The sequence below is a fragment of the Caballeronia sp. ATUFL_F1_KS4A genome (genome assembly GCF_023630905.1).
Classification (GTDB): Bacteria; Pseudomonadota; Gammaproteobacteria; order Burkholderiales; family Burkholderiaceae; genus Caballeronia; species Caballeronia zhejiangensis.
In genome coordinates, this window is record NZ_JALQEB010000044.1 from 39,896 (window position 1) to 52,266 (window position 12,371).

The 12,371-nt window shown below is 66.0% G+C and carries 12 protein-coding genes; 11 read left to right on the forward strand and 1 reads right to left on the reverse strand.

What is annotated here, in order from left to right; translation table 11 throughout:
- The first annotated feature begins 8 nt into the window (after positions 1–8).
- The 11 genes from NCS03_RS29035 (at position 9) to NCS03_RS29085 (ending at position 11,335) form a co-directional block, all read left to right on the forward strand.
- Positions 9–1,706, forward strand: coding sequence for a 5-guanidino-2-oxopentanoate decarboxylase (locus tag NCS03_RS29035; RefSeq protein WP_250530342.1), 1,698 nt, complete (start codon positions 9–11; stop codon positions 1,704–1,706).
- Positions 1,703–3,178, forward strand: coding sequence for an aldehyde dehydrogenase family protein (locus tag NCS03_RS29040; protein WP_250530343.1), 1,476 nt, complete (start codon positions 1,703–1,705; stop codon positions 3,176–3,178). The genes NCS03_RS29035 and NCS03_RS29040 overlap by 4 nt, the downstream gene beginning before the upstream one ends.
- Positions 3,179–3,337: 159 nt before the next feature.
- Positions 3,338–4,435 carry an ABC transporter substrate-binding protein gene (locus NCS03_RS29045; RefSeq protein ID WP_250530344.1) on the forward strand — a complete coding sequence of 366 codons (1,098 nt, stop codon included), beginning with the start codon at positions 3,338–3,340 and terminating at the stop codon, positions 4,433–4,435.
- Positions 4,436–4,440: 5 nt separating this feature from the next.
- Positions 4,441–5,361, forward strand: a complete 921-nt coding sequence (locus NCS03_RS29050) for an ABC transporter permease (protein ID WP_250530345.1) — start codon at positions 4,441–4,443, stop codon at positions 5,359–5,361.
- Positions 5,358–6,200 (forward strand): ABC transporter permease, encoded by an 843-nt coding sequence (locus tag NCS03_RS29055; RefSeq protein WP_250530346.1) that lies wholly within the window; start codon positions 5,358–5,360, stop codon positions 6,198–6,200. The genes NCS03_RS29050 and NCS03_RS29055 overlap by 4 nt, the downstream gene beginning before the upstream one ends.
- Positions 6,201–6,213: 13 nt before the next feature.
- Positions 6,214–7,296, forward strand: a complete 1,083-nt coding sequence (locus NCS03_RS29060) for an ABC transporter ATP-binding protein (RefSeq protein WP_250504345.1) — start codon at positions 6,214–6,216, stop codon at positions 7,294–7,296.
- A gap of 39 nt (positions 7,297–7,335) precedes the next feature.
- On the forward strand, positions 7,336–8,148 hold the full coding sequence (locus tag NCS03_RS29065) for a transporter substrate-binding domain-containing protein (RefSeq protein ID WP_008345445.1): 813 nt from the start codon (positions 7,336–7,338) through the stop codon (positions 8,146–8,148).
- 43 nt (positions 8,149–8,191) lie between these two features.
- Positions 8,192–8,956 (forward strand): amino acid ABC transporter permease, encoded by a 765-nt coding sequence (locus NCS03_RS29070; RefSeq protein ID WP_250522598.1) that lies wholly within the window; start codon positions 8,192–8,194, stop codon positions 8,954–8,956.
- Positions 8,953–9,609 (forward strand): amino acid ABC transporter permease, encoded by a 657-nt coding sequence (locus NCS03_RS29075; protein ID WP_250437726.1) that lies wholly within the window; start codon positions 8,953–8,955, stop codon positions 9,607–9,609. The genes NCS03_RS29070 and NCS03_RS29075 overlap by 4 nt, the downstream gene beginning before the upstream one ends.
- 44 nt (positions 9,610–9,653) lie before the next feature.
- Positions 9,654–10,379: an amino acid ABC transporter ATP-binding protein gene (locus NCS03_RS29080; protein WP_008345440.1), complete on the forward strand. Its 726-nt coding sequence runs from the start codon at positions 9,654–9,656 to the stop codon at positions 10,377–10,379.
- A 65-nt stretch (positions 10,380–10,444) separates the two neighbouring features.
- Positions 10,445–11,335 carry a LysR substrate-binding domain-containing protein gene (locus NCS03_RS29085; RefSeq protein ID WP_175982457.1) on the forward strand — a complete coding sequence of 297 codons (891 nt, stop codon included), beginning with the start codon at positions 10,445–10,447 and terminating at the stop codon, positions 11,333–11,335.
- 61 nt (positions 11,336–11,396) lie between these two features.
- Here NCS03_RS29085 and NCS03_RS29090 read toward each other — a convergent pair whose 3' ends face one another.
- Positions 11,397–12,098 (reverse strand): sterol desaturase family protein, encoded by a 702-nt coding sequence (locus NCS03_RS29090; RefSeq protein WP_250437727.1) that lies wholly within the window; start codon positions 12,096–12,098, stop codon positions 11,397–11,399.
- Between the last annotated feature and the right edge of the window lie 273 nt (positions 12,099–12,371).

A 12,371-nucleotide genomic window follows, 5' to 3' on the forward strand; every position in this document is an offset into this window, starting at 1 on the left:
AACGACCGATGAACCTTCGTGAATCCACCAGGCACTTCGACGATCGCAACGTGAGAACGGCAAACGGCCAGGCCGGCTCGCGCTATCGAACCTGTGGCGAATCGCTCGTCACCTTGCTCGAGATCTACGGGGTCCAGTATGTCTTCGGCATCCCGGGGGTGCACACAGTAGAGCTCTATCGCGGTCTTGCGCGCTCGTCGATCCGGCACGTGACGCCCCGTCACGAACAGGGCGCGGGCTTCATGGCCGACGGATATGCGCGTGTCACCGGCAAGCCCGGCGTGTGCTTCATCATCACCGGTCCGGGCATGACCAATATCGCGACCGCGATGGCACAGGCCCATGCCGATTCCATCCCGATGCTCGTGATATCGAGCGTCAATGCGCGCAGCGAACTCGGCAGCGGCGACGGACGCCTGCACGAACTGCCCTCGCAGCGCGAAGTATTCAACGGGCTCGCCGCGTTTTCGCACACCTTGCTCGATGCCGCCGATCTGCCTCAGGTGCTGGCCCGCGCGTTCGCGGTGTTCGAGAGCGCCCGGCCGCGGCCGGTGCATATCGAGATCCCGCTCGACGTCATCGTGTCGCCGGCGGGCGTCATCGAGGCGTCGTGCGCCGTGCGTGCGGCGAAACCCGCTGCACACCCCGCCGCGCTCGCCGCCGCCGCGGAACTGCTCGCGGAGGCGCGCCGCCCGCTGATTCTCGCTGGCGGCGGCGCGGCCGACGCTGCCGCCGAACTGCGCGAACTCGCCGAGCGGCTGCAGGCGCCGGTCGCGCTCACGACCAATGCGAAAGGACTGCTGCCGTCCGGACAGCCGCTTCTCATCGGGTCCACGCAGTCGCTGCCGCACACCCGCGCGATGATCCGCGAAGCCGACGTAGTGCTCGCGGTCGGAACCGAACTGGGCGAAACCGATTACGACGTCGTCTTCGACGGCGGCTTTGCGATCGCAGGCAAGCTCATCCGCATCGATATCGATGCGCAACAACTGATGCGCAACGTTCGTCCGGATGTGGCCATCGTCAGTGACGCGCGCGAGGCGTTGAGCGAGCTGTCGACGAGACTGCACGAGCGTCCCGTTCGCCCGGCCGCGACGGACTGGGGCGCGGCGCGCGTCGCCGCGGTGCGGGCCGCCAACCTGGCCGGCTGCGACGCCGCGATGCGCTCGCAGCAGCGCCTGATCGACACGATCGTCGGCACCTTGCCCGGCGTCGTCATTGCAGGCGATTCGACGAGCCCGGTCTACGCGGGCAACTTTCTCCACGATGCACCGGCGCCGCGCTCATGGTTCAACTCGTCGACCGGCTACGGCACGCTCGGGTATGGACTGCCCGCCGCCATCGGCGCGAAGCTCGCCGCGCCCAGGCGGCCGGTCGTCTGCCTGATCGGCGATGGCGGTCTGCAGTTCACGCTGCCGGAACTGGCGAGCGCGGTGGAGGCGCGCGTGCCCGTGATCGTGCTGGTGTGGAACAACTTCGGCTACGGCGAGATCCGCAAATACATGGAGCAACGCGATATCACGCCCGTCGGCGTCGATATCTACACGCCCGACTTCGCCGCGCTCGCCAAAGCCTTCGGATGCGAGGCCGCAAGAGTCGACGACCCGCGGACCCTCGAAGCCGAGCTGCGGCGCGCAGTATCGCGCGACGTCCCGACCGTGATCGAGGTCCGCGAAGCCGACTGGTTTGCACGGGTGCCGTCATGAACGCGGACGCACGCCCCGTCTTCGACTTTCCGCTGCGCACCCAGCTCTTCATCGACGGCTGCTGGTGCGCGCCCGAAACGCGGCAACGCTTGCCCGTCATCAATCCATCGACCGAAGAGACGATCGCCGAAGTGGACGCGGCCGGTCCCGCCGACGTCGATCGCGCGGTGCGCGCCGCGTCGCACGCATGGCGCGCCTGGAAACAGACTTCGGGCGCCGCGCGCGCCGCCTTTCTGCGAGCGATCGCACGCGGCGTGGAAGCCAGTGCCGAGCATCTCGCCGCGCTTCAGTCGCTCAACAACGGCAAGCCGATCGCCGAATCCCGCATCGATGTCGGCGACGTGGTCGCCACCTTCGACTACTACGCCGGGCTGGCCGAACGGCTGGATGAACCGGGCGAAGCGATCGCCATCCCGAGCGACCGGCATCGCGCGGTGATCCGCCGTGAACCCGCGGGCGTGGTCGGCCTGATCGTGCCGTGGAATTTCCCGATGGTGACCACGGCCTGGAAACTCGCGCCCGCGCTCGCCGCGGGATGCACGGTCGTGCTCAAGCCTTCCGAATTCACCCCGCTGCCGGAACTGGCGCTGGCCGCGATCGTCGAGCAGGCCGGCCTGCCACCCGGCGTGTTCAACATCGTGACCGGCACCGGCACCGATGTCGGCGCGGCGCTCACCACGCATCCGCTCATCGCCAAGGTCTCGTTCACCGGCAGCACGGCGGTCGGCGAGCAGGTCATGAAGGCGGCGGCGCAGTCCATCAAGGGCGTGAGCCTCGAACTGGGCGGGAAGTCGTCCATCGTCGTTTTCGCGGACGCCGACCTCGATCTCGCCGTCGATCTCGTCATCGGCGGTGCGTTCTTCAATGCCGGACAGATGTGCTCGGCCACGTCGCGCGTGCTGGTCGAACGGCCGCTCGCGCAGGCGCTGATCGCTCGCCTCGCCGACCGGGTCGCGCGCACCGTCGTCGGCGATCCGTTCGCCGCCGCCGTGCAGATGGGGCCGCTCACGAACCGCGCGCAGCACGAACGCGTGCAACGCTTCATCGCGCGGGGCAAGGCGGACGGCGCGAGCCTCGTGGTCCAGGGCGAGGCGCCCGACGGACCCGGATACTTCGTGCAGCCAACGATGTTCGTCGACGTGCCCACCGGCAGCGCCGTGTGGCGCGAAGAGATCTTCGGACCCGTCTTGTGCGTGCGCAGCTTCGACACGGAAGACGAAGCGATCGCCACCGCCAACGACACCGAGTTCGGGCTGGTCGCAAGCGTCGTCACGCGCGACGCGGCACGCGGACAGCGCGTGGCGGCCGCGTTGCAGGCGGGCGTCGTCTGGATCAACGCGCCGCAACTGATCTTTCCTCAGACATCCTGGGGCGGCTTCAAGAAGAGCAGCATCGGCCGCGAACTCGGGCCGTTCGGACTCGCGGCCTTCCAGGAAATCAAGCAGGTGCTGACTGCGGCCGATTCCGACTGAAAGCTTTTGTTAAGGCCGAGCCATGCGTTCGGCTCATGGCAACCATGCCGAGATTTCGATTGTTGCCGAAATTTTGCGTACCTAGAGTGCTCTCACAACGCCGCTGTTGATCGACCGACCGCATTGACCGACTGCTGCACGTTCAGCGAGGAGTGAACCATGCATGACATCAAACGAGGCAGAAGGCAGGCCATCAAGACCATCGGCATAGCGCTCGCCGCATCGAGTCTGCCGATGCCGTTCATCAGCACCGCGAAGGCGCAGGAGAGGAGCTTCGCCGGCAAGACGCTGCGCCTGCTCACATGGTCCGACGACACCGGCGCGGCGGCCTTGCGCAACATTGCCGCGACGTTCAGCCAGAAGACCGGCGCGCAGGTCATCGCCGATCGCGCCGACGGCACCTCCGGCATGGTGGCGAAAGTGAAAGCGGCCGGAGACCGCCCGACCTACGACGTCATCACGCTCGCGGGCGTGGGCGCCTCGGGTCTCGCGGATGCCGGTCTGCTGATGAAGCCCGATCTGAACAAACTCCCCAACCTGAAGGATGTCGCCGCGCGGTATCAAACGGGCGCCAACGGCTTCGGCATCGGCTATCTGTTGTGGTCGGACGGTCTCGTCTACAGCACGTCGTCGGTCAAGACGGCGCCCACGACCTACGAAGCGCTTTGGGATCCCAAGTATGCGGGGCGGATTTTCCTGCCGCCGCCGGAATGGGCCGAAGCGGTCGATCTCGCGATCATCGCCGCCAAGATGGCGGGCGGCTCGCAGCAGAACATCGAACCGGGCTTCGCGAAGCTCGCGCAACTCAAGGACCGCGTGCTCACGCTCGGCGAGAATCCGAATCAGGTCGCCGACCTGTTCCGCACGGGTTCGCTGGATATCGGCGGCATCTACTCGCCGGCGTTCTTCCCCGATCAATTGCGCAAGCCCGAGTACAAGATGGCCGTCACGTACGGGATGAAGGAAGGCTTCGCCACCCAGCTGATGTTCACGGTCATACCGAAGGCGCATCCGGGCGACATCGACCTGATCCACGCGTTCATCAACCATTCGCTCGACGCAGGCGTGCAAGGCCGCATGGCCGCCGACGTGCTGAACGGTCCGGTGAACTCGAAGGCGGCGATTCCCGCCGAAAGCCGCGCGTTCGTGCCGTCTCCCCAGCAAATCGCGGAGAACGCCGTGCTGCACGACGACAAGGCATTGGCGGCGGTGCAACCGGCGTGGATCAAGCGCTATACGGAAATCTTTTCGGCCTGAGCTCCATGTCCGCACTCTATTTCCGCCGCAGGACGGCAGCGCTGGCAGACGCCGCCTCCGGACAGACGTCGGCTCCCGCGCTGCCCAGGGTGCCGCCGTGGGTGCTGCTCGCGCCGATCCTCGCGTTTCTCGCCGTGCTCGTCGCGGCGTCGCTCGCGGTGCTGCGCATGAGCTTCGGCGTGCCGGGGAACGAGTGGCGCGCACTCACGCTTCACAATTACGCGGACCTCGCCGATTCGTACTTCCTGCGTTCGCTCGGGCTGACGCTCAAGCTCGCGTTTGAGAGCATGGTCTGCGCGGTGGCGCTGGCGATTCCGGTGGCGCTCGCGATGGCGCGCACCGAATCGCGGCTCGCTCGCCGGCTCCTTCTTGCCGGCGTGCTGCTGCCGCTGCTCGTCAATCTGCTGCTGCAGGGTTACGGCTGGCTCGTGATGCTCGGGCCGGCGGGCATGCTGAATAACGCGCTGCTCGCGGCTGGCGTCGTGCGGCGTCCGGTGCAGTGGCTTTATCGCGAGAACGGCGTGCTGCTCGGCCTGATCCAGACCGCGTTCCCGCTCGCCGTGCTGCCGCTCGCGAGCGCCATGCGCGCCATCTCGCGCTCTTACGAGGAAGCGGCCGCTACGCTCGGCGCGACGCGCTCGCAGACGCTGCGCCACATCGTCCTGCCGCTCGCGATGCCCGGTCTCGTTTCCGGCGCGCTGCTCGTCTTCGCCTACAACGCGAGCGCGTTCGCCGTGCCGCTGCTGCTGGGCGGCCGCCGCGTGCCCATGCTCGCCGTGCTCGTGCACGACCAGGTGGCGCCGCTTCTGAACTGGCCCGCCGCGTCGGCATTCGGCGTGGTGCTGATGGTGGCGACGCTCGTCGTCATGTCGGTATCGCAACGGCTCGTACGCGGCATGCAAAGCACGGAGGAAGCCCGTTCATGAGCGCCCTGCGCCTTTCCGCGATCATGCCGGGACGCCTGAGCCGCGCCGCCAGCCTGCTCGCGACCGTCGTGCTCTTTCTCGCCGCCCTGCCGATCCTCACGATGGTGACGATGTCGTTCGGCAATTCGGATACGCTCCAATTCCCGCCGCCGGGCTTCGGGCTGCGCTGGTATCGGGCCGCGTGGCACACGTTCGTATCGCCCGACGCAAGCGATGTGCTCTCGATGGGCACGGCCCTCACGACGAGCCTCGTCGTCGCGGTATCGACGATGATCATCGCCACCGCCGTCTCGGTGCCCGCCGCCTACGCGCTCTCGCGCTATCGCTTCCGCGGCAAGGCGGTTATCGAGCAGCTCGTCGCGCTGCCGCTGGTCTATCCGCTCGTGATGCTCGGGCTCTCGCTGCTGCTCGTGTTCAACGTGCTGCCCGTCGAGCTCGGCATTCTGCGGCTCATCATCGCGCACGTGATCCTCGCCTTGCCGTTCACGGTGAAGAACTGCGCCGCCTCGGTCGCGGCGATCGGCCCGGAGTTCGAGGAAGCCGCGTGCCTGATGGGCGCGAGCCCGCGCCGCGCGATCGTCGATGTGGTCCTGCCGCTCATGCGGCCCGGCATTCTCGCCGGCATGCTGTTCGCCTTCATCGTCTCGTTCAACGAGTTCACGGTCACGTTCTTTCTGTACGGCATCGACACGATGACGCTGCCCATCTGGCTGTACAGCCGCACCGTGTCCTCGCTCGATCCGACCGTGTTCTCGTTCGCGGTCGTCATCGTGCTCATCGACTTTGCGTTGATCTGGCTGCTCGAAAGGCTGATCGGCGACGAAGGCGTCGCGCTGTAACCGGGGAACCCTCATGACTCATCTGACACTTCAGGCGGTAACGAAGCGCTTCCACGCCGCATACGCCGTCGATCATGTCGATCTCGCCGTGCCCGACGGCAAGCTGGTGTGCTTTCTCGGGCCGTCCGGCTGCGGGAAGACGACGCTCTTGCGCATCATCGCGGGGCTGGAAACGGCGTCGTCCGGAACGGTCGCCTTCGCCGGCCGCGATCTGACTGACGTGCCCGCGAACCGACGCGATTTCGGCATGGTGTTCCAGTCGCTCGCGCTCTTTCCTCACATGACGGTCGCGCAGAACATCGCCTATCCGCTGCGTCTTCGCCGGGTCGGCAAGGAGGCGGAAGCCAGCCGCGTCGCCGAGCTGCTCGATCTGATCCGGTTGCCGCACATGACGGACCGGCCGGTCTCGCGGCTGTCGGGCGGACAGCGCCAGCGCGTGGCGATTGCGCGCGCCATCGCGTCGTCGCCGAAGCTCTTGCTGCTCGACGAGCCGCTCTCCGCGCTCGACGCGAAGCTGCGCGAGGCGATGCAGGTCGAGATCCGTCTCCTGCAGCAGCGCCTCGGCATCACGACGATCATGGTGACGCACGACCAGCGCGAAGCCATGACCATGGCCGACGAGATCGTCGTCATGGAAAAAGGACGCATCGCGCAGGTCGGCAAGCCGCTCGACATCTATCGCAATCCCGTCAGCGAATTCGTCGCCGACTTCATCGGCCTCGGCAACATCCTGCCCGTCACGCTCGAAGGCGGAGACCGGATCGCGCTTCCGGGCGGCCAGCAGATCGTCGTCGATGCCGCACCGCCCGCGCGCGGCGCGGCGGGCGACGTCCGCCTGCTGATTCGTCCCGAAGACGTCTGCATGCGGACAGCCGTAAACGGCGCCGTCGATCCCGGGCCCAACGTGCTCGCCGGAAAGGTGGCGTTCATCCGGGATGTCGGCGCGTCGCTCGAAGCGACCATCGATTGCGCGGGCTTCACGCTCACCGCCGCCACGACGCCGCGCGAGACGCCGGACCTGCGAATCGGCATGCCCGTCTTCGCGGAACTTCCGCCGCACGCCTGCAAGCTCATCGCGGCACGCACCGCGCACTGAATTCACGCCGCCCACCGTATCGACACAGGAGAGACCTTCATGCACACGACGACTTCCGCGCAGCGCTTCCTCGCCCGCACCGCCGCCCTCCTCGCCTTCTCGGGCATCGCGGGCCTCGGCGCATTCGCGCCGCTGGCGCACGCCGACGCGCTCGACTCGATCAACAAGTCCGGCGTCGTCCGGATCGGCGTCTTCGAGGACTATCCGCCGTTCGGCTCGATCGGGCCGGACATGAAGCCGCAGGGCTACGACATCGACGTGTCCAGCCTGATCGGCAAGACCCTCAACGCGAAGGTCGAACTGATTCAGGTCACCGGCGACAACCGCATGGCGTATCTCGTCGACCATAAGGCCGACATGCTGCTCTCGGTCGGCAAGACGCCCGAGCGCGAAAAGGTGATCGACTTCTCGCAGGCCTACGCGCCGTACAACCTGGCCGTATTCGGTCCGAAGTCGCTGCCCGTGAAGAACGCGGGCGACCTTGCCGGCAAGAGCGTGGCCGTCGCGCGCGGCACGCTGGAAGACCTGAGCGTGAGCAAGGTCGCGCCGCCGTCCGCGTCGATCAAGCGATTCGACGACCCGAACGGCGCGATCTCCGCGTTTCTGGCCGGGCAGGCGCAACTGCTCGTGGTGGGCAACGACGTGGGCGCGACGATCATCGCCCGTCACCCGTCGAACGATCCCGAGCAGAAGTTCTCGCTCTTCAGCTCGCCCGATCACGTGGGCCTGAACAAGAACGAGCCGCGCCTCAAGCAGAAGGTCGACGAAGCCATCGCCGCGGCGAAGAAGGACGGCACGATGAACGCGATCTCGCAGAAGTGGCTGCGCGCACCGCTGCCGGCCGACCTGTGATGCGCGGAGCGCTCCGTTCACTCGCACGCGGGAGGATCGCTCGATGACCTACACGTTCGACTTCAGCGACGTCGGCCTCTATGTCGATGTGCTCGCGCATGGCGTCGCGGTGACGCTCGGCCTGACCGCCATATCGACGCTGCTGGGCGGCCTGGTCGGCATCGGCGGCGCGTGTCTCGCCGTGACGGGCCCGAAGCCGGTCCGCGCGGCGATCACCGCATATGTCGAGCTGATTCGCAACACGCCGTTTCTCGTGCAGCTCTTCTTCGTGTTCTTCGGGCTGCCCAGCCTCGGCGTGCATATCGGCGAAATCGAGGCCGCCGTGCTGGCGATGACGGTGAACCTCGGCGCGTACGCCACGGAAATCGTCCGGGCGGGCATCGACTCGATACCGCGCGGACAGCTCCAGGCCGCGATGGCGCTCGGCCTGCGGGGACCGCACGTGTTCCGCCACGTCGTGTTGCCGCAGGCGCTCGCCAACGTGTTTCCCGCACTGCTCGGGCAGGTGCTGATCGTGATGCTCGGCTCCGCGGTCGTATCGCAGATTTCGGTGCCTGACCTGACGCACGCCGCCAGCTTCATTCAGTCGCGCAACTTCCGTTCGTTCGAGTGCTACGTGATCGTCACCGCGATCTATCTGCTGCTGTCGATCGTGCTGCGCATGCTGATCAACCGACTCGGCAAGCGGCTGTTCGCGGGACGGGCCGGCCGCGCGGCCGCGACCACTTCCCGGCGCGGTCTGCGCAACCTGATGTCCCTGCGCATCGGCGCGGCCGAACCCGGCCTTCCGAAGGAGCGTTCACGATGATCGAGTTCACGCTGTGGGATATCGCCCGCAACCTGACGCTGGCCGCGCGCTGGACGGTTGTGCTTTCGGTGATCGCGTTCGTCGGAGGCGGCCTCACGGGACTGGCGCTGCTCGCCATGCGCGTGTCGCCGCTGCCGTGGCTGCGCCGGACGGTGGTGCTGTATGTCGAGGTGTTCCAGGGCACGCCGCTTCTGATGCAGCTTTTCCTCGGCTTCTTCGGCTTGCCGCTGCTGGGCGTCGAAGTGTCGCCCTGGGCTGCCGCGACCGTCACGCTCACGCTGTACACGGGCGCCTGTCTCGCCGACATCTGGCGCGGCTGCGTGGAGGCGGTGCCGCGCGGCCAGTGGAGCGCCGCGGCGAGCCTCGGCATGACGTGGACGCAGCAGTTGCGTCACGTCGTCTGGCCGCAGGCATGGAAGATCGCCGTGCCGCCCACCGTGGGATTTCTCGTGCAGGTCGTGAAGAGCACCGCGCTCACGTCGATCATCGGTCTCACGGAGCTGACCAAGACCGGCACCATGATCACCAACGCAGTGTTCCGTCCCTTCCCGATCTACGCCCTCGTCGCGTTGCTCTACTTCGCGATGTGCTTTCCGCTGACCTGGTATGCGCGCGCGCTCGAGCGCCGGTATCGCGTCGGCAGACATCGCTAAAAGCCGCGTCTCAATGGCTAACGCACTTTCAAAAAGGTTTGCGCATGATTTCCATCGGTAACGTGTCGAAGTGGTACGGCCAGTTCCAGGTTCTGGCCGACTGCACCACCACCGTCGGCAAAGGCGAAGTGGTCGTGGTCTGCGGGCCGTCCGGGTCCGGCAAGTCGACGCTCATCAAGACCGTCAACGGGCTCGAGCCGTTCCAGAGCGGCAGCATCACGGTCAACGGGGAGTCCGTCCACGACAGGCGCACCAACCTGTCGAAACTGCGCTCGAAAGTGGGCATGGTGTTTCAGCATTTCGAGCTGTTTCCGCACATGTCGATCACGGACAACCTCACGCTCGCGCAGACGAAAGTGCTGGGGCGCTCGAAAGACGAAGCGTCCGACAAGGCGCTGCGTCTGCTCCAGCGCGTCGGCCTGCGCGCGCACGCCGACAAGTATCCCGCGCAGCTTTCAGGCGGCCAGCAGCAGCGCGTGGCGATTGCGCGCGCACTGTCGATGGACCCGGTCGCGATGCTGTTCGACGAACCCACTTCCGCGCTCGACCCGGAGATGATCAACGAGGTGCTGGACGTGATGGTCGAACTGGCACAGGAAGGCATGACGATGATGTGCGTCACGCACGAAATGGGCTTCGCCAGAAAGGTCGCGCACCGGGTGATCTTCATGGATCACGGGCGCATCGTGGAAGACGAAAATAAGGACGCGTTCTTTGCGCATCCGCGGTCCGACCGGGCGAGGGATTTTCTGGGCAAGATACTGCATTAGCACCGCGCCCGGCTTGCTACACTATTTCCGGCTGACGTGATTTTCATGATCGGAGACACGCCCCGATGCGACGACTTCCTCCGCTCAACGCACTGCAGATCTTCGAGACCGTCGCGCGTCACCGCAGCTTCACGCGTGCGGCGGAACATCTGTGCCTCACGCAGGGGGCGATCAGCAGACAGATTCTCGCGCTGGAGGAATACTTCGGCTTTCCCCTTTTCATCCGCGGCGCAAGGGGCCTGACCTTGACGGCGGAAGGCGACGTGCTGTTGCCCGTCGTGAGAGAGAGCTTCGGGCGCATCGAAGAGGTATCGCTGCGTCTCACGCGCCAGCGCACCGATCTCGCGCTGAAAGTGCCCACCTGCGTGATGCGATGGATGCTGCCGAGGATCATGCGCTTCCAGAGCGAGCATCCCGAACTGCAATTGCAGATCACGACGACCTGGCAGCACGATGTCGATTTCGAGGTCGAATCGTTCGATGCGGCGATCATCTACGGCTCGTCGCCCGGTGCGGACGTGCACGCCGTGCCGCTCTTCGACGAGCAGCTCACGCCCGTGTGCTCGCCCGAACTGCTCAATGAAAGTCCGCTCGCCGCCGCGGCTGATCTCGCGCATCATGCGTTGCTGCATCCGACGCGCGATCACCGCGACTGGAAGCTCTGGCTCGATTGCGCGGGTGCGAGCGAGATCGACGCGACGCTCGGACCGACATTCGAAACGCTCGATCTGGCGACCAACGCCGCCATGCAAGGGTTCGGCGTCGCGATCGGCGACCGGACGCTGGTCAGCGAAGACGTGGCGGCCCGGCGGCTCGTCATGCCGTTCGACACCGTGCTCGAAACGGGCTCACGCTATTACTTCGTCTATCCGGAGTGCGTCGCGAGTCAGCCGAAGGTCAAACTCTTCAGCGAATGGATCATGCGCAACCGTGAGGCGGCTGCGACGGCCGGGTAGTTCGAGGCCGCCGTACGCAACGCCACGTCGCGAGCGACTGTGTTTTGCGGAAACAAGCGCCTTAGTGGCCGCGTTCCAACGGTTCGCGCGCACGACCGGGAACGTCGCTGCGTGTGCCGAACAGCGTGTCGCAAATCGGGAACGTGAGGTTGAAATTCTGTGTCGCCATCACTTCGGGATCGTGGTGTGTAGCGTGCAGGCGCCGCACTGTGTTCACGAACGGAACGCGGTCGAGGAACGGGCTGTCGGTGACGTGCGAGAGCGTATGCAGGCCCTCGTACATCAGAAAGTATGCCGCCATCGTGAACAGCGCGATGTAGCCTGCGTTGCGGGAGAATACGAACCCGATCAGGAGCGCGAACGGCACGGCCGCCAGCACGAATGCAACCGGCGCGAAAGGCGGAAACAGCAGCGCGCGCCAGTGGCGGTGACCCTTGTATTCAAGCGTCACATGCGTGAAGAACCGGTGATGAACCGCGCAATGGCGCTTGTAGATCATGCTGAAATACTTCGTCGGACGATGCAGCACATAGCGGTGCGCCGCCCATTCCGCCCAGTTGCCGAACAGAAAGAGCGGAATGACGGCCATCCATTCGGCGAGCGTCGGCGCATGAAGCTGCATCAGGCAAAAGACGATCACGCCGCCCGTGAAGAGCAATGTGAAGCCGAGGTGCATTTCGCCGCGATACCACCATGGCGTGGCATCGACATACTCGTCGCGGAACTTGTAGGAACGCGCACGAACGTCATCTTCGTATTTCATCAATGTCTCCGGCTGTTGTGAAAGGCGTGTGCCCGTTGGCGTCCGCCGTTATGCGCAATGATTCGGGAGGGAGTCCGCGCGCAGCCGTCTTCGAGCTTGTCGAGCGTCTCCGACACCACGAATAACGCTGATCCCGAAGCCGATGCGCGCGCTCGTTCTGGAAGATCAGCACGGGCGCATGATCGGCGCTGCCGCGCGCGGACGACAACACCGGCTAGACGAATGCGGGATTGCCGTTCGCTGCGGCAGCGCGTGTTCATCAGCGTCTCCATC

Excerpts from the sequence above, each read along its gene's own strand:
- NCS03_RS29050 (WP_250530345.1), top strand. The coding sequence starts at position 4,441 with ATGTCCGCACTCTATTTCCGCCGCAGGACGGCAGCGCTGGCAGACGCC.
- NCS03_RS29040 (WP_250530343.1), top strand. The coding sequence starts at position 1,703 with ATGAACGCGGACGCACGCCCCGTCTTCGACTTTCCGCTGCGCACCCAG.
- NCS03_RS29070 (WP_250522598.1), top strand. The coding sequence starts at position 8,192 with ATGACCTACACGTTCGACTTCAGCGACGTCGGCCTCTATGTCGATGTG.
- NCS03_RS29075 (WP_250437726.1), top strand. The coding sequence starts at position 8,953 with ATGATCGAGTTCACGCTGTGGGATATCGCCCGCAACCTGACGCTGGCC.
- NCS03_RS29055 (WP_250530346.1), top strand. The coding sequence starts at position 5,358 with ATGAGCGCCCTGCGCCTTTCCGCGATCATGCCGGGACGCCTGAGCCGC.
- NCS03_RS29065 (WP_008345445.1), top strand. The coding sequence starts at position 7,336 with ATGCACACGACGACTTCCGCGCAGCGCTTCCTCGCCCGCACCGCCGCC.
- NCS03_RS29085 (WP_175982457.1), top strand. The coding sequence starts at position 10,445 with ATGCGACGACTTCCTCCGCTCAACGCACTGCAGATCTTCGAGACCGTC.
- NCS03_RS29080 (WP_008345440.1), top strand. The coding sequence starts at position 9,654 with ATGATTTCCATCGGTAACGTGTCGAAGTGGTACGGCCAGTTCCAGGTT.
- NCS03_RS29045 (WP_250530344.1), top strand. The coding sequence starts at position 3,338 with ATGCATGACATCAAACGAGGCAGAAGGCAGGCCATCAAGACCATCGGC.
- NCS03_RS29060 (WP_250504345.1), top strand. The coding sequence starts at position 6,214 with ATGACTCATCTGACACTTCAGGCGGTAACGAAGCGCTTCCACGCCGCA.
- NCS03_RS29035 (WP_250530342.1), top strand. The coding sequence starts at position 9 with ATGAACCTTCGTGAATCCACCAGGCACTTCGACGATCGCAACGTGAGA.
- NCS03_RS29090 (WP_250437727.1), bottom strand. The coding sequence starts at position 12,098 with ATGAAATACGAAGATGACGTTCGTGCGCGTTCCTACAAGTTCCGCGAC.